An 18,659-nucleotide genomic window follows, 5' to 3' on the forward strand; every position below is an offset into this window, starting at 1 on the left:
ACTAGGCCGGGGAAGCGGCCTTTAGAAGCGCAGGTTCAGGGCCAGGATGGCCTGGCGACCTGCGGCCACGTCGGCGTGGTGAATACCGTTGGTGCGCATGATGTATTCCTCGTCCGTCGCATTCTTGACGTTCAGCTGAAGCGTCGCGCGATCCGTCAGATCATAGGCGGCGAAGGCGTCCACGCGGGTCCATTCGGGCGCATAGATGCGGTTGTTCCCGCCGCCCGCGCCGCCCTGGTTCCCGCCCAGAGATTTGGACGTGTAGTAGACGCCGCCGCCGACCGTCAGCCGGGGCAGGACGCGATAGGTGGTGAACAGACTGGCGCTGTGCTTGGGCGTATTGGCCAGCGGCAGGCCTTGCAGCGGATTGGCGCTGGCGACCGGCGGCGTGCCCGACACGACCACGGCCGCCTTGGTCAGTTCGGAGTCCATGTAAGTATAGCCGCCGAATACGGTCCACTTCGGCGTGATGCTGCCTGACACGCCCAGTTCAAAGCCGTCGACCTCGACCTCGCCTTCCTGACGGAAGATGTTGGGCTCAACCAGGATCAGGGCGTTCTTGCGGGTCAGGTGGAAGGCTGCCGCCGACAGGGCGAGACGGTCGTTCAAGACATTGGCCTTGGCGCCGACCTCGAAGCTTTCGGTGTCTTCCGGATCCAGAACGGTGTTGGCGACGCCATCGACCGTGCCCGTACCGCCCGAGGCGTTCTGGTCGCCCGCCGAAATGGTCGGCGGCGTCGAAGAGGTCGACCAGGACGCATAGACGCTGCTGTTCTGCGTCGGCTTGAACACCAAACCGACCTGATAGTTGGTGAACTCCCAGGTCTGTTCCGGAACGGCCGTATAGCCTGTTGTCGTCCAGACGCCGGCCGACTGGGTCGCGGTCGCATTCACGCCCTTGACCGAATACTGGTCCCAGCGAACGCCCAGGTTCAGGATCAGTCGCTCGGTCAGGGTGATGCTGTCGTTGGCGTAGACGCCGATGGCTTCGGTCGTGTTCGAACTGGTCGGGCCGCGGTTGATCACGCCGGTCCAGGCGTCGTCAGGGTTGGGATTATAGACCGGGGTGCAGTCGCCGGCGCCCAGCGCACTGGCCGCAGTCGGATAGGTTCCCGACACCGGCGTCAGACCGGTCGGACAGGCCGAGCCGGAGGTGGTGTAGGTCGAATAGGAGGCGTTCCTGTTGTGCTCGCGCGACAGCTCCACGCCGACGTCATAGCTGTGTTTGATCGAACCGGTGGCGAACTGGCCGAAGACATCCGTAACATTGGCCAGGGTGGTGACCGGGTTCCAGCGGGTCTTGGTGCCCCGCTTCATCCAGTAGGTCCCGTCCGCCGCGCGTCCGACATAGCCGCCGTCGCCGGGGTTGGTGACGATGTAGTCGTTCAGCGTCTGCGAATAGCGGCTGACGTTGCGGATCGTGGCGAAATCGTTGAGGCGATGCTCGGCCTTGAAGGTGAACGCATCCACCTCATTGGTCAGGTAGTCGCGCGCCTTCAGCCCATAGAAGCTGTCATAGGGCACATCCAGAACGCCGCTGTCGGTCGTGCGTGACTGGATCTTGGTGAACAGCGGAATGCCGTAATCCGGCATTTGGTCGCTGGTCATGTGGTAGTAGCTGAAGACCATCGACGACGGCGTGCCCAGGCCGGCGCCCAGGCTGATGGCCGCACCCCATTTTTCGTAGTCGACGGCGTCGCGGCCCGGCACGTCGCCCTGGGCGCCCATCAGGTTGATGCGCAGAGCGGCGGTCTCGCCCAGCGGCAGGTTCGCATCGACCGTCCCGCGCAGATAGCCGTCCGTGCCCGCGCCCGCGCTGACATTGGTGAAGGCGTTCAGCTTGGGCGATTTGGAGGCCAGGTTGATGCTGCCGCCGCCCGAGCCGCGTCCCGAATAGACGGCGTCCGGACCCTTGACGACCTCGACCTGCTCCAGGTTGAATACCTCGCGCTGTTGGCCGCCCGTATCGCGGATGCCGTCCACGAAGATGTTGTTGCCCGACGACTGACCCCGGATGAAGGGACGATCGGCCAAGGGCTGACCGCCCTCGCCTGCCCCGAAGGTGATTCCGGGGGAATTGGACAGCAGGTCCTGCAAGGACGAGGCCGAGGTCTGTTCGATGATGGCCTGGGGGATGACCGTGACGGCGCGCGGCGTGTCCACCAGAGGCGCGACGAACTCGGGGCTGACGGGGGCCGGCTTCTTGAACTGACCGTTGACGTCAATCGTGCCCAGATTGGCGGGCTGGGACTGGTCGGCCGTGACGACCACGCCGTCCTCGGCGGCCACGTCAGCGGCGATGGCGGGGGCGGCGACCAGCATGCCGGCGGCGCTGGAGGCGAACAGAAGCGAGCGAAGCGCGGCGGCGCGGGTTTCGGACATAGTCTTGCGACCTTTTGGTCTGATTTTGCGATGCGCTCGCAATAACCAGCTCCACAGGAAGGCACAAGACAATTGCGAACAAATCGCAATCTTAATTAGCCAACGGCGCTGATGCTCCTCTGAGGCGCCGACGTGTCGATATCCAACCAGGTCGGATCGGGCATGGCGCGGTGGGCGGCGGCCAGGGCTTCGGACCAGCGCCGACCCAGGTCGCGGAAATAGGGATCATCCGCCTCGATGCGACGCGCCGTGCCCGTCAGCTGGTCGCGCGGCATGACGATCAGGTCCAGCGGCGGGCCGACGGCGATGTTCGAGCGGATGGTCGAATCGAACGAAATCAGCCCCAGCTTCACCGCCTCGGACAGGGAGGTGGAGCTGTGCAGGGCGCGGTCCAGAATGGGCTTGCCGTATTTCAGCTCGCCGATCTGCAGATAGGGCGTATCGGGCCCGCACTCGATAAAGTTGCCTTGGCCGTAGATCAGATACAGCCCCATCTTGCCGCCGGCGATCTGACCGCCCAGCAGCATGGAGGCGGTGACGTTCAGCCCGTCGGCGGTCGGCGTCGGCGGCGTATTGATGCTGGCGCGCACGCTGGCCATCGCATGACCGAGAAGCTGGGCGGCGCGGAAAAGGGTCGGGGCGGTCTGTAGCGTTTCAAGCTCGGTGGAGTCCGGCAGTTTGACCCCGGCTGCGACCATGGCCAGCGCCGTCTGGGTGACCGACAGATTGCCTGCCGTCGCGACCGCCAGGATCCGCTCGCCCGGCGACTTGTAGATGTGCAGTTTGCGATAGGACGAGATGTTGTCCACGCCCGCATTGGTGCGCGTGTCGGCGATCATCGCCAACCCGTCGTCCACCAGCATGCCTACGCAATAGGTCACTTCGCTCTATTCGCTCCCCGCGTTGCGAATCCCCAGACGCTAACAGATTCGCGCGTCATGCCTATCGGGGCCATCCACTGGATTGCAGTTGTTGCTGGCTCTGTGGCACCGGCCGCACATTCAGGGCGACGGTCAGTTGCTCCTGGCCGCCGCCATAGCTCGTGCCCCGAATCGGGGTGGCGCCGCGCGCGTCCAGGCCGACCGCGACCCGGACATAATGTTCGGTGGGACAGATGCCGTTGGCGGGATCGAACCCGACCCAGCCCAGGTTCTCGACCCAGGCCTCGGCCCAGGCGTGGGCGGCGTCCTGATCGTGGCGTCCGTCCTGACGGCTGAGGTGGCCCGAAACATAGCGGGCCGGCACGCCCAGCAGGCGTGCGGCCGAGATGAAGATCTGCGAATGGTCCTGACAGACGCCGCGCTTCTGGGCGAACGCTTCGGCGGCGGTGTGGGAGGCGGAGGTCGAGCCGACCTCGAACGCCACCGTATCCTTCAGCGCGCCCATCAACTGATGCATCCGGCCCAGCGTCGCGCCCTCAGGGATGGATCGGGCGAAATCGACGATGCCGGCGTCGGCCTTGGTCATCGGGGTGTCGCGCAGATAGACGATGGGTGACAGGCGCTCGGCCTGTCCCTTCACGACGCCGCCCGTCTCGACGGTCGAGACCTCGCCGGTGACGCGGATGGTCAGGGCGTCGGTCGGCCGCTCGGTGTAGAGGCTGTGAACGATGTTGCCGAACGCGTCCTCGCTGCGCCGCAGCCGGGCGTCCACATCGGTTTCGATCCGCCAGTCGCGGACCTGCTGGCTTTCGCACGACTTGGGCGTCAGGCGCAGCATCTGGACGATGAAGCGAGCTGGCCGGGCGTAGGCGTAGCGGGTGGAATGATCGATCCGGATCCGCATGGTCAGACCAGATACTGTTCGTGGACGGCCGCAGCCAAGGCATTGTTCTCGTTCAGGAAGCCCTGGATGTATTCGTGCAGGCCGGACTGGAAGATGTCCTCGATCTTGGCCTCGTTGAACTGGCTCAGGCGATTGGAGGCCAGCCGTTGCGCCGGGCCGCGCCGGCCATAATCGGTCGCCAGCTTCTCCAGATAGCTGACGATCATGCCCTGGCACGAGGCCAGCGAACGCGGCATCTGGCGGTTCAGCACCAAGAGGTCCGCCACCAGCCAGGGCCGCACGCTTTCGCGGTAAACCCAGCGATAGGCGGTCAATGCCGAGACCTCGCGCAGAAGGGTCGTCCACTGGAAGTAGTCCAGTTGCCCCCCCACCCGTTCGCCGGGCGGCAGCAGCAGGTGATATTTAACGTCCAGCAGGCGTGCGGTGTTGTCGGCCCGCTCGATCGCCATGCCCAGTCGCAGGAACCAGTAGGCGTCGTTCCTGAGCATGGTCCGCGACGAGGCGCCTTCGACCGCCAGGGATGTCGATTTCACGAAGTCGAGGAAGTTGGTGAAGTCGTCGCGCTTGGTCGGTTCGCCCAGCTCGTTCAGACCGTTCCAGGCGCCGTTGATCGCCTCCCACAGTTCGATGGTCAGGGCGGTGCGCACCGAGCGCGCATTGGTCCGCGCCTTGGTGATGCAGGCCTTGATCGAGGTCGGATTGTCGAAGCCGAAGGCCAGATATTCCCGCACGGACTTTTCCGACACGGTCCGGCCGGTCGCATCGAAGCCGGCTTTGACCCCCGATGAGGCGATGGCCCCGGCCCAGGCGGTGACGGTGGCCTGATCTTTCGCCGGCAGGGCGGCGAGACGGATCGCCGCCTCCAGAATGCGGGCGAGAAAGTCCGCCCGCTCCATGTAGCGGCCGGTCCAATAGAGGCTGTCTGCGGTGCGTGAAAGCATCAGTTGTCCAGCACCCAGGTGTCCTTGGTTCCGCCGCCCTGGCTGGAGTTCACCACCAGCGACCCTTCCTTCAGCGCCACGCGCGTCAGACCGCCGGGCGCGACGCGCACCCCGGCCGGGCTGGACAGGACGAACGGCCTGAGATCGACGTGGCGGGGCGACAGGGCACCGCCGTTCAGCGTCGGAGCCGTCGACAGGCTCAGCGTCGGCTGGGCGATGAAGTCGTCGGGATCGGCGATCAGCTTGGCGCGGAAATCCTCGATCTCGGCCTTTGTCGAGGTCGGCCCGACCAGCATGCCGTAGCCGCCCGATCCGCCGACTTCCTTGACCACCAGTTCCGGCAGCTTATCCAGCACTTCCTTAAGGGCGTCCGGCTCGCGACAGCGCCAGGTCGGCACGTTCTGCAGGATCGCATCCTCGCCCGTGAAGAAGCGAATGATCTCGGGCATGTAGGTATAGACGGCCTTGTCGTCGGCCACGCCCGTCCCGACCGCATTGGCCAGGGTCACGCGTCCAGCGAAATAGGCGGACATCAGCCCCGGCACCCCGATGGTGGAGTTGGGCATGAAGGTCAGGGGATCGAGGAAGTCGTCATCGATGCGGCGATAGATGACATCGACGCGCTTGGGCCCCTCGGTCGTGCGCATGAAGACCGTGTCGTCATTGACGAACAGGTCCGTGCCCTGAACCAGCTCGACGCCCAGCTTGTCGGCCAGGAAGCTGTGCTCATAGTAGGCCGAGTTGAAGGGACCGGGCGTCAGCACGACGATGGTCGGGTCCGCCCCTGCCCCTGCCGGCGCCGAGGCCTGCAACGAGCGCAGCAGCATGTCGGTGTAGATCTCGACGGGCCGCACGGCGTGTTCCGCGAACAGGTCGGGGAACAGCCGCATCATCATCTCGCGGTTCTCCAGCATATAGGAGACGCCCGACGGCGTGCGGCAGTTGTCTTCGAGAACATAGAAGCCGTCCTCGCCCGTGCGCACCAGATCCACGCCCGAAATATGACACCAGACGTCGCCCGGTGGACGACGCCCCTGCATCTCCGGCCGATAATGCGGATTGGTCAGGATCAGATCGGCCGGGACAATGCCCGCCTTGATACAGTCCTGCGGGCCATAGATATCTTTCAGGAAGGCGTTGATGGCGGTGACCCGCTGCTTCAGCCCCTTTTCCAGACCGCCCCACTCGTCTGCGCCGATGATGCGCGGCACGACATCGAAGGGGATCAACCGCTCGTTGGATTCCTCGTCGCCATAGACGGCGAAGGTCACCCCCATACGGCGGAAGAAAAGCTCCGCCTGGCGCGAGCGCGCCTGCAGCAGATCGGCCGGCGCGTTTTCCAGCCACGCCGCCAGCGTCTTGTAGCTGTCGCGGATCGCACCCGATCCGCCGCCATTCATTTCGTCGAAAGCTCTCGTCATCCGCCCCCGCCGCGTTGAAGTCGCAGCTTGAACGGTCACGAACGTAAAGCGCAACAGTTTTGTTGCACTGCGGCGACGCCTTATCCGACGGCCACCGCCTTCATCGACACCGCCGGATCGGCCAGCTTGTCCACGTCCACAGGCGTCGCCTTGGCGATCAACTGTTTGCCGGCCATGAACTCGGGCGGAGCGTTGACGGCCTCGACGCAGACGATCCGGTCGCCGTTCAGATGGAAGACAGCAAAGCCCGACGCCGTCGGGTCGCCGCGCACCACCTGTCGGTCGGCGTCGAACGGCAGGCCGGCGATCTGAAGCTTGACGTCATACTGGTCCGACCAGAACCACGGCACTTCGGGCGTGGGTCCGGCCCGCCCGACGATGGCGGCGGCCGCCTGTTTGGCCTGCTCCAGGGCGTTGGGCACGCTTTCCAGCCGATGATGCACGCCGCCGTGGACCGGAATCGGTCGTCGCGTCATGTCGCCGATGGCGAAGATCGCCGGGTCGCTGGTGCGCGCCTCGGCATCCACCACCACGCCGTCGTCGCAGGTCAGGCCGGCCGATCGCGCCAGAGCGTCGCACGCCAAGGCGCCGACGCCCACCAACACCGCATCCGCCCGCACCACCGATCCGCCGGCCAGGCTCACGCCGTCGCGGGCCACGGCGACCACCTCAGCGTCGGTCAGGATTTCGACGCCGTGCGCCCGGTGCTGCGCCGTAAAGAAGGCCGACAGGGTCTCGGACGCCACCCGCGCCAGCACGCGTGGCGCGCGCTCGATCACCACCGCCTCGGCTCCCAGGGCCCGCGCCGACGCCGCCGCCTCCAGCCCCACATAGCCGCCGCCGACGACCGCCAGACGCTTGCCGGGCCCAAGGACGGCTTTCAGCCGCTCGGCGTCCTTCATCGTGCGCAGTTCCAGCAGATCGGGATGATCCCCGCCCGGAACCGGCAGCTTGCGCGCCATCGAACCGGTCGCCAGCACAAGGTTGTCGTAGGTCTCCGACGACCCGTCCTCAAAGACGACCGTCTTCGCTGCCGGATCAACCGACACGGCGACCATCGAGGGTCGGAAGTCGATGGTCTGCTCGGCGTAGAAACTCAGAGGCCGCAGCAGCAGCGCCTCCAGATCCGCCTCTCCCTTCAACCAGGCCTTGGATAAGGGCGGCCGCTGATACGGAGGCGCATCCTCCTCGCCCGCCAGCACGATGGGGCCTTCATGCCCATACTGCCGCAGGAACGCCGCGACGGAGCCGCCAGCGTGTCCCGCGCCGATGATGAGAACCTTGGTCATGACGACGCAGATAGTGCGCCACGCACGATCTGTCTCCTCCCCCCTTGACCGTTCCATCGTTACAGCATAGTGGAACGCGCATGACGACCCCGCCCGCCTGTGACGACCTGCATGACGCCCTGCTGTCGATGCAGACGCGCGCCGAGATCGACGCCTTTCTGGCCGATCTTTGCACGCCTGCGGAACTGCGCGCCTTCTCCGAGCGCTGGCAGGTCGCGCGCCTGCTCGACGCCGGCGGCAAATCCTATCGCGAGATCGCCGCAGAGGCCCATGCCAGCCCCACCACCGTCGTTCGCGTCGCCCGCTATCTGAAAGACATGCCGCATCAGGGCTATCGCCTCGCCCTGGACCGCCTGAAGAACAAGAACTGAGTATCCGAACATGAGCACCGTGCAGGGCCGGCTTCGCATCGCCGTCCAGAAATCCGGCCGTCTGGCCGACCGCAGCCTCGACCTGATCCGCGACGCGGGCCTGAAATGGGTCAAGGGTCACAACGACCTGCTTTACCGGGTCGAGAACTATCCGATCGACCTGCTGCGCGTCCGCGACGACGACATCCCCACCTTCGTGGCGGACGGCGTGTGCGATCTGGGCATCGTCGGCGAGAATGTGCTGGAGGAGGGCCGCAACGGCGGGCAGAACGCCTCGATCGTCATGCCGCTGGGCTTCGGTCGCTGCACGCTCAAGATCGCCACGCCTCCGACCCTGTCCTACGACGGCCCGGCCTCGCTGGACGGTCTGCGCATCGCCACCTCCTATCCCAAAATTCTGCGCCGCTTCCTCGACGAACGCGGGGTCAAGGCCGACATCGTCGTGATGCGCGGGGCCGTCGAGGTCGCGCCCCGGCTGAAACTGGCCGCCGCCATCTGCGACCTGGTCTCGACCGGCGCGACGCTGGAGGCCAACGGCCTGGGAGCTAAGGATACGGTTCTGGAAAGCCAGGCCGTGCTGATCCAGTCGCCCGTGGCGCCCGAGCCCGCCTTGCAGCAGCTGTTGGACAGCGTCATCGAGCGGATGGCGGGCGTGGTGTCCTCGCAAGGCGCCAAATACGTCATGCTGAACGCCCCACGCTCGGCCCTGGACGAGATCACCGCCATCCTGCCCGGCGCCGGCTCGCCCACTGTCATGCCCCTGATGGGTCGCGACGATGCGGTCGCCGTCCACGCCGTCTGTCAGGAGGCCGTCTTCTGGGAGACGCTTGAGAAGCTGAAGGCCGCCGGCGCCTCGGCCATTCTAGTTCTCCCGATCGAGAAGATGATGTGATGAAACGCATCGACTGGTCTTCCCTCGACGCCGCCGGCAAGACGGCCGCCCTCGCCCGCCCGGCCCAACGCACCGCCGGCGACGTGACCGAGGTCGTGCGCACCATCCTGGACGACGTGCGCCAGCGCGGCGGCGCGGCCGTGACCGACTGGTGCCTGAAGTTGGACAAGGCGCCGCCCCGTCGCATCGCCATCACGCCCGAGGCCGTCGCCGAGGCGCGCAACGCCCTGCCGCCCGGCGACGTGCGCGCCCTGCGTATGGCCGCCGACAATGTGCGCGTCTTCCACCAGGCGACCCGGCCCGAGGACACCCCCTTCGTCGAGACGACGCCCGGCGTGCGGTCCAAACTGGCCTGGCGTCCCATCGCCTCGGCCGGCCTCTATATTCCCGGCGGCACCGCGCCGCTGTTTTCGTCGCTGCTGATGCTGGCCATTCCGGCCGGCGTCGCGGGCGTGGGCCAGCGCGTCGCCGTGACGCCGCCGAACAAGGTCGGCGGCATCCACCCCGCCATGATCCTGGCCGCCGCTGAGGCGGAGCTGGACGCCATCTGGTTGATGGGCGGGGCCCAGGCCATCGCCGCCCTGACCTTCGGCGTCGAACTGGAGGACGGGGTCATCCCGGCCTGCGACAAGCTGTTCGGACCCGGCAATGCCTATGTGGCAGAGGCCAAGAAGCAGGCGAGCGCCCTGCCGGGCGGTCCCGCCGTCGACATGCCGGCCGGCCCGTCGGAGTTGATGGTCATCGTCGATCGCGACGCCGCGCCCGAGATCGCCGCCGCCGACCTGCTCAGCCAGGCCGAACACGATGCGGATGCGCAGGTTCTGCTGGTCTCCACCAGCCGCGCCACCATCGACTACATCCTGAGCGAGGTTGAGGTGCAGGTCGCAACCCTGCCCCGCGAAGCCATCGCCCGCGCTTCTCTGAATGAGGCCCGCGCCATCCTGGTCCGCGACCTCGACGCCGCCGCGGAAGTCGCCAACCTCTATGGCCCCGAACATCTGGCGATCCAGATCGACGATCCCGAGCCGCTGGTCGATTCGATCAAGGCCGCCGGGGCCGTCTTCGTCGGCCGGTTCGCCGCCGAGACGCTGGGTGACTACGCCGCCGGTCCCAGCCACGTCCTGCCGACCGACGGCGGCGCCCGCACCCTGGGCGGCGTCACCACCGCCAGTTTCATGACCACCATGTCGGTCCAGCTGGTGACCGAGGCCGGCGCCCGTCAGCTGGCGCCCATCGCCGCCCGTCTGGCCCGGATGGAGGGCCTGGAAGCCCACGCCCGCGCTGCCGATCTGAGGGCCGAAGGATGACCCTGCCTGCCCCTTATCCGCCGCTGGTTTCCGGCGGCGAAGGTCTGGATCGCTATCCCGACGACGCCTCCGCCCTCGCCGCTCGCATGGCCGCCGTCTATGGCGTGCCTGCCGAACAGGTGCTGCCGGTGCGCGGCCTGACCCACGGGCTGGAACTGGCCTGGCGCCTCGCCGCCCGCGACGGCGGATCGGTCGAGGCCCCGAAGGCCGAACCCTATGACAGTCTCGCCGCCATCTATCCGGCCAAGGGCGAAACGGCCCCAGAGAAAAGTATCATCGTCATCCGCGCCCTGGGCTCGCCCGAAGCCGTCGGCGAAATGGTTGCCCGCGTCGCCCCCGCCCTGCTGGTGGTGGACGAGGGACTGATCGAATTCTCCGACAGCGTCTCGGCCGTGACCGTCGTCGCCGATCAGCCGAACCTGATCGTGCTGCGCAGCCTGTCCCTGGCCTATGGATTGGCCGGCGCCCGTGTCGGCGCGGCGATCGCGCAAGCCCAGACCCTGGCGCGTCTGGCGTCGGTGCTGGAACCCTACGCCTTGCCCGAACCGCTGGTTCGGCTGGCGATGCAGGCGCTCGATCCGTCGCGGATGATCGAGACTGCCGAGCGGATCGCCTCGGTCCGGCGCGAGCGCGAACGGGTTGTGCGCGAACTGGGTCGCCAGATGCCGGTCGAACCGGGCGTCGGTCCCATCATCATGGCTCGCCCCGAGGAGCCTGCCGCCGCCCTGGCTGGTCTGAAAGCCTACGGCGTCGAGGCCGATCTGTCCGGCGAGCGTCTGCGCCTGCCGATCTCGATCAAGTCCGAGGTCAACGACCGGCTGCTCGCCGCCTTCGGCCTGACGCCGGCCAAGCGCCGGCCCGCCCGCGTTGGTCAGGCCGTGCGCGACACCAAGGAAACCCGCATCGTCTGCGCCGTCGATCTGGATGCGCCCGGTCCGGTGAAGATCCAGACCGGCGTCGGCTTTTTCGATCACATGCTGGAGCAGATCGCGGCCCACGGCGGCTTCTCGCTGCGTCTGCAATGCGAAGGCGACCTGCACACCGATCCGCACCACACGATCGAGGACAGCGCCATCGCCTTGGGCCAGGCGCTGAAACAGGCGCTGGGCGAGCGCAAGGGCATCGCCCGCTACGGCTTCGTCCTGCCGATGGACGAGGCGAATGCGACCGTCTCGATCGATCTTTCCGGCCGCCCGTATCCGCTGTTCGAGGGCACGTTCGAGACCCCCTTCATCGGCGAATACCGCACCGACCTGACCGCCCACGTCTTCCGGTCTCTGGCCGAGGCCATGGGCGCGGCCGTGCACATCAAGGTCACGGGCCAGGACGACCACCACAAGACCGAAGCCGTCTATAAGGCGTTCGGCCGCGCCTTGCGCCAGGCCATCCGGGTCGAGGGCGACGCCGTGCCGTCGACCAAAGGTGTGCTGTGACCGAGGTCGCCGTCATCGCATACGGCGCCGGCAATGTCGCCTCGGTCCGGTTCGCGCTGGAGCGGCTGGGCGCGACCGTGCGCCTGACCGACGATCCGACGGTGATCGCCGAGGCTGAACGGGTCATCCTGCCCGGCGTAGGCGCGGCCGGATACGCCATGAAGCGCCTGTCGGACTTGGGTCTGATTGAGCCGATCCGCGCCTTCCCACGCCCCCTGCTGGGTGTCTGCCTGGGTCAGCAACTGCTGTTCGGATCGAGCGACGAGGGCGACGGCGTCGATCTGCTGGACCTCATTCCCGGCGCGGTGACCCGGCTAAGGCCTGCGGGCGATCTGCCGGTGCCGCACATGGGCTGGAGCCGGTTGACGCGCGACCGCGACGACCCCTTGCTGGAGGGCGTCGCCGACGGCGCCTATGCTTATTTCGTCCATGGCTTCGTCTGTCCCGACGGACCGGCGACCCTGGCGCGCGCCGACTATGGCGGCGTCGTTCCGGCTGCGGTTCGATCCGCCAACCGCTGGGGCTGTCAGTTCCACCCCGAACGCTCGGCCGAGGCCGGGGCGACCATCCTCAAGAACTTCCTGGGCCTGTCATGCTGATCTATCCCGCCATCGACCTGAAGGACGGCGTCTGCGTGCGCCTGATGCACGGCGACTTCGCCCAGGTGACGCATTACGACCAGCAGCCGGCCGCCCGCCTGACGACCTTCGCGGCCGAGGGCGCGGAGTGGATTCACATCGTAGATTTGGACGGCGCCGAGGCAGGCGAGGCGCGTCAGCATGCTTTGATCGGTGAACTGACCCAGGCCATCGACGTCAAGGTTCAGTCGGGCGGCGGCGTGCGCAGCGCCGACGACGTGAAAAAGCTGCTGGACGCCGGCGTGTCGCGCGTCGTCGTAGGTTCCTTGGCTGTGACCCAACCTGAGGCGGTAGCGACTTGGTTGGAAACCTTCGGCGTCGAGCGCATCACCCTGGCCCTGGACGTCAAGATCGAGGACAGCGTGCCGGTCCCGGCGCTCAAGGGCTGGACCCAGTCCTCGGGCATGACGCTTTGGGAGGCGTTGGATCGGTATCCCAAGGGGACGGCCAAACACCTGCTGGTCACCGATGTCGGTCGTGACGGCGCTCTGACCGGGCCGAACCTAGAGCTGCTGGCCGAGATCCGCAGCCGTCGGCCGGATCTGGTGTTGCAGGCCTCGGGCGGCGTTTCCTCGCTGGACGACATCGCTGCGGTCAAGGCGCTGGGCTGTCACGGCGCCATCGTCGGACGCGCGCTCTACGAGAATTGCTTCACCTTGCCCGAGGCGATCGCGGCGGCCAAACGCTCGTGACGGCGCGGCGGATCATTCCCTGCCTGGACGTGAAGGACGGCCGGGTGGTCAAGGGCGTAAAGTTTGTCGGTCACACCGACATGGGCGATGCGGCCGAGCTGGCCGCCCGCTATCGCGATGCGGGCGCCGACGAACTCGTTTTCTACGACATCACCGCCAGTCCCGAGGGCCGGACGCTGGACTACGGCTGGATCAAGGACATCGCCCGACTGCTGGACATTCCGTTCTGCGTCGCCGGCGGCATTCGCAGCGTGGATCAGGCGGCGCGCTGCCTGGACCACGGAGCGGACAAGGTCTCGATCAACTCCCCGGCCTTGGAACGGCCCGAACTGATCGCGGACATGGCGGCGCGGCTGGGCAGCCAATGCGTCGTCGTCGGCGTCGATAGCCGGTTCGAAGACGGCGATTGGGTGGTCCACAAATATACCGGCGACCCCGATGCACGCCGTCATGCCGGCAAACGCACCTTGGACTGGCTGGACGAGGCGCAGAGCCTGGGCGCCGGAGAGATCGTGCTGAACTGCATCGATCAGGACGGCGTTCGGCGCGGCTATGACATCGAGCAGCTGTCCGCCGCACGGGCACGCCTGACCATCCCCCTGATCGCCTCGGGCGGCGCTGGCGCGCCCGAGCATTTCAAGGCTGTGTTCGAGCAGGCCGACGTCTCCGGCGCCCTGGCCGCCAGCGTCTTCCACACCGGCGCCATCGCCATTCCGGACCTGAAACAATACCTGGCCGACGAAGGCCTGGAGATGAGACTGTGATCGACCCGAACACCATCGACTTCGCCAAGGGCGCCGGATTGGTCCCCGTCGTGGTGCAGGACGCCGCCACGCTGCAGGTCCTGACCCTGGCCTATATGGATCGCGCTGCGCTGGACGAGACGATCGCATCCGGCGAGGCCACCTTCTTCTCGCGCTCGCGCGGGGGGCGTTGGAGGAAGGGCGAGACCTCGGGCGACCGGCTTTACGTCGTCTCCATCACGGCCGACTGCGACGCCGACGCCATCGTGTTGGGCGTCAGGCCGGTCGGAAACGCCTGCCACCTGAACCGGACGAGCTGTTTCGGAGAGGCCGACGCGCCGGGCCTGGGTCGGATCGCCAGGCTGGAGCGAACCATCGCCGAACGGGCCGCCGCCGATCCGTCCGAAAGCTGGACCGCCCGACTGATCGCACAGGGGCCCAAACGCATCGCCCAGAAGGTCGGCGAGGAGGGCGTGGAGACCGCTCTGGCCGGCGTCGCCGGCCCGGACGAGGAACTCGCCAGCGAGGCTGCGGATTTGATCTATCACCTGCTCGTTCTTCTCCATGCCCGTAACATGGTGTTTCAGGACGTGCTGGACGTGTTGGCCTCGCGAGCGGAAGCGGCCAAAGACAGCGGCTAGACCGTAAAGGCGTGCGTCCCGACAAATGGGATCATCGAGGGACAAGACATGGCGGCTCTCATTCTGTTTGGCGGCGGCGGCGATCTGGCGATGCGCATGCTTCTGCCGTCGCTCTATTTCCTCGAACACGACGGCCTGCTGCCTGAAGGGCTGAAGATCATCGGCGCCGCGCGCTCTGAAGAGAGCGCCGACGACTATATCGCCAAGGTGCACGAGGCGGTGAAGGCGCGCGCCGAGGCGGACAAGGTCTGGGACGAAGCCAGCTGGTCGCGGATGAAGGCCCGCCTGGACTATCTGGCGGTCGACGCCACCTCGCCCGAAAGCCTGAAGCCGCTGAAGGACAAGGTCGGCGACGGCGAGGTCACCTCCTTCCTGGCCGTATCCCCCTCGCTCTATGCCCGCATCGTCACGGCGATGAAGGCGGCGGGTCTGGCCGAAAAGAACTGCCGCATCGTGCTGGAAAAGCCGGTCGGGCGCGATCTGAAGTCCTTCCTCGAAATCGACGACGCCGTGGCCCACGCCTTCAGCGAGAACCAGGTCTTCCGCATCGACCACTATTTGGGGAAGGAGACAGTCCAGAACCTGATCGCTCTGCGGTTCGGCAACACGATCTTCGAGCCGCTGTGGAACAACCTGTCTATCGACCACGTGCAGATCACGATCGGCGAGACGGTGGGGGTCGGCGATCGCTGGCCCTACTATGACGAATACGGCGCCCTGCGCGACATGCTGCAGAACCACATGCTGCAGCTGCTGTGTCTGGTGGCGATGGAGCCGCCCAGCGACCTGGACCCCGACTCGGTGCGCAACGAGAAGGTCAAGGTGCTGCGGTCGCTGCGGCCCGTCACGGTGGACGAGGTCGAGCGCGTGACCGTGCGGGGCCAGTATGTGGCGGGCGTCTCGGAGGGCAAGCCGGCCAAGGGCTATGACGAGGAGCGCGGCCAGCCGTCGGACACCGAAACCTTCGTCGCCGTTCGCGCCGACATCGACAACTGGCGCTGGGCCGGCGTGCCCTTCTTCATGCGGACCGGAAAGCGCCTGCCCGAGAAGCGCACCGAGATCGTCATCCAGTTCAAGCCGGTGCCCCACTCGATCTTCGATCGCGACGACCGTGGCGAGGTTCAGGCCAACCGGATGATCATCGAGTTGCAGCCCGAGGAAGACATCTCTCTGACGGTGATGAACAAGCGGCCAGGCCTGGATCAGCGCATGCAGTTGCAGCCGATCAAGATGAGCCTGTCGTGGGGTGTAGACGGCAAATCCGCCGCCCCGCCGCGTCGCCGCATCGCCTATGAGCGGCTGCTTCTGGATGCGATGGCCGGAGACTCGACCCTGTTCGTGCGACGCGACGAGGCCGAGCAGGCCTGGAAATGGGTGGACGAGGTGTCCGAGGCCTGGGCCGAATCCGGCCTGAAGCCCGACGACTACGTCGCCGGAACCTGGGGCCCCGACAGCGCCGACATGCTGATGGCCCGCACCGGCCGCGACTGGAATACGACCGATGTCTGAGACCCCCGCCATCGAAGCCTTCGCCTCCGTCGAGGCCTGGGCCGAAGCCATCGCCGCGCGTTTGGCCGAAACTCTTGGCGCGGCCGTCCGCGACCATGGGCAGGCCCTGTTCGCCGGTCCCGGCGGTTCGACGCCCGCGCCCGTCTACCGCCGCCTGGCGGCGACCGATCTGGACTGGTCGAAAATCGCCGTGACCCTGGTGGACGAGCGTTATGTGCCCGAGACCTCGCCGGAATCGAACGCCCGTCTGATCCGCGACGTGCTTCTTCAGGAAAAGGCGGCGACGGCGCGCTTCATCCCGCTCTATACGCCCGAGATCACCGTGGACCGGGCGGCCATCGTGGCGGCCAAGGTCCTGGCCGATGCCGGCGGGCGGTTCGATGCGGTGCTGTTGGGCATGGGCGAGGATGGCCATATCTGCTCCATGTTCCCCGAAAGCCCGACGCTGAAGACCCTGCTGACCCCGACGCTGAAGCCCACGGTGCTGGGCGTGCCGCATGGGCGCGACGGCATGGCGCCGACGCTCGAACGGCTGTCGATCAACCTGCCCTATCTGATGTCTGCGGGCCGGGTGATCTTGGGCCTGAAAGGCGGCGCCAAGCGTCGTGTCGTCGAAGAGCAGGCCAAGGGCGATCCGAAGATCCAACCCATCGCCGCCCTGATCGCTGCCGGCGTTCCCCTTGAAGTTTTGTGGACGGAGGAAGGCTGAAATGGCGCTTCATCCCACCGTGGCGGCCGTCACCGCCCGCATCGTCGAGAAAAGCCGCGAGACCCGCGCCGACTACATCCGTCGCATGGACGCCGCGCGCGACAGCGGCGCCGGACGCGCCAAGTTGAGCTGCGCCAACTGGGCCCACGCCTTCGCGGGCCAGACGATCGCCGATAAGCTGACGGCGATGGACGGGTCCAAGCCCAACCTCGGCATCGTCACCGCCTATAACGACATGCTGTCGGCCCACCAGCCGTTCGAGCGCTTCCCCGACGTGGTGCGCAAGGCCGTGCGCGAGGTCGGCGCCACGGCCCAGGTCGCCGGCGGCACCCCCGCCATGTGCGATGGCGTCACGCAGGGTCGTCCCGGCATGGAGCTGTCGCTGTTCAGCCGCGACCTGATCGCCATGTCGGCGGGCATCGCCCTGACGCACGACGCCTTCGACGCCGGCCTGATGCTGGGCGTGTGCGACAAGATCGTACCGGGCCTGTTCATGGGCGCCCTGGCCTTCGGCCACCTGCCCGTCGTCTTCGCCCCCGCAGGACCGATGCCGTCCGGCATTCCGAATGCGGAAAAGGCGCGCGTCCGCGCCGAGTATGCGCAGAACAGGGTCGATCGTCAGACCCTGCTGGAAAGCGAGATCGGCTCCTATCACTCGCCCGGCACCTGCACCTTCTACGGCACGGCCAACTCCAATCAGATGATGATGGAGCTGGGCGGGCTGCACATGCCCTCCACCGCCTTCGTCCATCCCGACACCGGCCTGCGCGACGCCCTGACGGCCGCGGCGGCGAAACGGGCGGTCGAACTGGCCCGCAGCGGCGAGTGCCGCATGGCCGACGTCATCGACGAGAAGTCCATCGTCAACATGATCGTGGCCTTGCTGGCCACCGGCGGCTCGACCAATCACGCCATCCACCTGGTCGCGATGGCGCGGGCGGCGGGCGTGCTGGTCGACTGGACCGACATGGACGAGCTGTCATCGGTCACGCCGCTGTTGGCGCGGGTCTATCCCAACGGCTCGGCGGATGTGAACGCCTTCCAAGCCGCTGGCGGCGTCGCCTTCATCGCGCGTGAGCTGGCGATGGCGGGCAATATCCATACCGACGTGACGACCATCATGGGTCGCGGAATCGAGGCCTATTTCCAGGAACCGTCGATGGTGGACGGCGAACTCGTCTGGCGCGACGGCGTCCAGGAAAGTCTTGATCTCGATATCCTGCGCCCGGCGTCCAATCCCTTCGACAAGGAGGGGGGGTTGCGTCTGGTTCAGGGTGACCTGGGTCGTGCGGTCATCAAGATCTCCGCCGTCAAACCCGAGAACCGCATCGTCGAGGCGCCTGCCGCCGTGTTCGAAACCCAGGAAGATGCGCTCCAGGCCTTCCGGGACGGCAAGCTGTTCCGCGACGTCGTCGTGGTCCTGCGCTTCCAGGGACCCAAGGCGAACGGCATGCCGGAACTGCACAGCCTGTCGCCGGCCCTGTCCGTCATTCAGGATAAGGGGTTCAAGGTCGCCTTCGTCACCGACGGCCGCATGTCGGGCGCCAGCGGCAAGACGCCCGCCGCAATCCACGTCTCGCCCGAGGCCCTGGCCGGCGGTCCGCTGGCTCATGTTCAGGACGGCGACATCATCCGCCTGGACGCCGAAGCTGGCGTTCTGACCACCGTCGGCGTTCCCGACCTGACCGCCCGTCCGCTGGCCGCCCGGTCCGCCGCCAACGCCGAGGGTTCGTCCTGGGGCTATGGCCGTGAACTGTTCGGCGCCTTCCGCCATGTGGTCACGACGGCCGAGCAGGGAGCGACGGTCTGTTTCGCCCTGCCGACCGGCTCGCGCGGCAACGACGACACCCCGCCCAATCCCAACTTCGTCGATCGGACTGTGGACGCCTGATCCACCGAACCGAGC

17 protein-coding genes are annotated in these 18,659 nt (G+C 66.9%); 11 read left to right on the plus strand and 6 right to left on the minus strand.

Going from position 1 to position 18,659, the window contains the following annotated elements; translation table 11 throughout:
• Positions 1-21: 21 nt before the first annotated feature.
• From QRN13_RS05765 to QRN13_RS05790, 6 genes are all read right to left on the minus strand, one after another.
• The gene (locus tag QRN13_RS05765) at positions 22-2,382 is read right to left on the minus strand and encodes a TonB-dependent receptor (protein ID WP_284877191.1); all 2,361 of its coding nucleotides are present in this window, start codon (positions 2,380-2,382) and stop codon (positions 22-24) included.
• A 95-nt stretch (positions 2,383-2,477) separates the two neighbouring features.
• Complete coding sequence (locus tag QRN13_RS05770; protein WP_055752837.1) at positions 2,478-3,263, minus strand: proteasome-type protease; 786 nt, start codon at positions 3,261-3,263, stop codon at positions 2,478-2,480.
• A 61-nt stretch (positions 3,264-3,324) separates the two neighbouring features.
• Positions 3,325-4,167 (minus strand): transglutaminase family protein, encoded by an 843-nt coding sequence (locus QRN13_RS05775; protein ID WP_284877192.1) that lies wholly within the window; start codon positions 4,165-4,167, stop codon positions 3,325-3,327.
• Between the two features lie 2 nt (positions 4,168-4,169).
• On the minus strand, positions 4,170-5,108 hold the full coding sequence (locus QRN13_RS05780; protein ID WP_112863549.1) for an alpha-E domain-containing protein: 939 nt from the start codon (positions 5,106-5,108) through the stop codon (positions 4,170-4,172).
• Entirely contained in the window at positions 5,108-6,529 is a 1,422-nt protein-coding gene (locus tag QRN13_RS05785) for a circularly permuted type 2 ATP-grasp protein (RefSeq protein ID WP_017504409.1), read from the minus strand. The genes QRN13_RS05780 and QRN13_RS05785 overlap by 1 nt, the downstream gene beginning before the upstream one ends.
• Positions 6,530-6,609: 80 nt before the next feature.
• Positions 6,610-7,818, minus strand: a complete 1,209-nt coding sequence (locus QRN13_RS05790) for an NAD(P)/FAD-dependent oxidoreductase (RefSeq protein WP_284877193.1) — start codon at positions 7,816-7,818, stop codon at positions 6,610-6,612.
• Positions 7,819-7,898: 80 nt separating this feature from the next.
• On the opposite strand from QRN13_RS05790, the gene QRN13_RS05795 reads away from it, so the two are divergent.
• Genes QRN13_RS05795 through edd form a run of 11 tightly spaced genes read left to right on the plus strand, consistent with a single transcriptional unit; the run spans position 7,899 to position 18,644 of the window.
• Positions 7,899-8,189, plus strand: a complete 291-nt coding sequence (locus QRN13_RS05795; protein ID WP_284877194.1) for a YerC/YecD family TrpR-related protein — start codon at positions 7,899-7,901, stop codon at positions 8,187-8,189.
• A 10-nt stretch (positions 8,190-8,199) separates the two neighbouring features.
• Positions 8,200-9,081, plus strand: a complete 882-nt coding sequence (hisG, locus tag QRN13_RS05800; protein WP_284877195.1) for an ATP phosphoribosyltransferase — start codon at positions 8,200-8,202, stop codon at positions 9,079-9,081.
• Positions 9,081-10,388, plus strand: coding sequence for a histidinol dehydrogenase (gene hisD / locus QRN13_RS05805; protein ID WP_284877196.1), 1,308 nt, complete (start codon positions 9,081-9,083; stop codon positions 10,386-10,388). The genes hisG and hisD overlap by 1 nt, the downstream gene beginning before the upstream one ends.
• Entirely contained in the window at positions 10,385-11,821 is a 1,437-nt protein-coding gene (gene hisB, locus QRN13_RS05810; RefSeq protein ID WP_284877197.1) for an imidazoleglycerol-phosphate dehydratase HisB, read from the plus strand. Before hisD ends, hisB begins: the two co-directional genes overlap by 4 nt.
• Entirely contained in the window at positions 11,818-12,420 is a 603-nt protein-coding gene (gene hisH, locus QRN13_RS05815; protein WP_284877198.1) for an imidazole glycerol phosphate synthase subunit HisH, read from the plus strand. Before hisB ends, hisH begins: the two co-directional genes overlap by 4 nt.
• Entirely contained in the window at positions 12,414-13,151 is a 738-nt protein-coding gene (gene hisA / locus QRN13_RS05820) for a 1-(5-phosphoribosyl)-5-[(5-phosphoribosylamino)methylideneamino]imidazole-4-carboxamide isomerase (RefSeq protein WP_284877199.1), read from the plus strand. Before hisH ends, hisA begins: the two co-directional genes overlap by 7 nt.
• Positions 13,148-13,915, plus strand: coding sequence for an imidazole glycerol phosphate synthase subunit HisF (gene hisF, locus QRN13_RS05825; RefSeq protein WP_284877200.1), 768 nt, complete (start codon positions 13,148-13,150; stop codon positions 13,913-13,915). Before hisA ends, hisF begins: the two co-directional genes overlap by 4 nt.
• Positions 13,912-14,535 (plus strand): bifunctional phosphoribosyl-AMP cyclohydrolase/phosphoribosyl-ATP diphosphatase HisIE, encoded by a 624-nt coding sequence (gene hisIE / locus QRN13_RS05830; protein WP_066623899.1) that lies wholly within the window; start codon positions 13,912-13,914, stop codon positions 14,533-14,535. Before hisF ends, hisIE begins: the two co-directional genes overlap by 4 nt.
• A 48-nt stretch (positions 14,536-14,583) precedes the next feature.
• Complete coding sequence (gene zwf, locus QRN13_RS05835) at positions 14,584-16,044, plus strand: glucose-6-phosphate dehydrogenase (RefSeq protein WP_165115448.1); 1,461 nt, start codon at positions 14,584-14,586, stop codon at positions 16,042-16,044.
• Positions 16,037-16,753: a 6-phosphogluconolactonase gene (gene pgl / locus QRN13_RS05840; protein ID WP_284877201.1), complete on the plus strand. Its 717-nt coding sequence runs from the start codon at positions 16,037-16,039 to the stop codon at positions 16,751-16,753. The genes zwf and pgl overlap by 8 nt, the downstream gene beginning before the upstream one ends.
• A gap of 1 nt (position 16,754) precedes the next feature.
• Positions 16,755-18,644 carry a phosphogluconate dehydratase gene (gene edd / locus QRN13_RS05845; RefSeq protein ID WP_284877202.1) on the plus strand — a complete coding sequence of 630 codons (1,890 nt, stop codon included), beginning with the start codon at positions 16,755-16,757 and terminating at the stop codon, positions 18,642-18,644.
• Positions 18,645-18,659: the final 15 nt, after the last annotated feature.

Source organism: Brevundimonas sp. MEB006b (assembly GCF_030209705.1).
Classification (GTDB): Bacteria; Pseudomonadota; Alphaproteobacteria; order Caulobacterales; family Caulobacteraceae; genus Brevundimonas.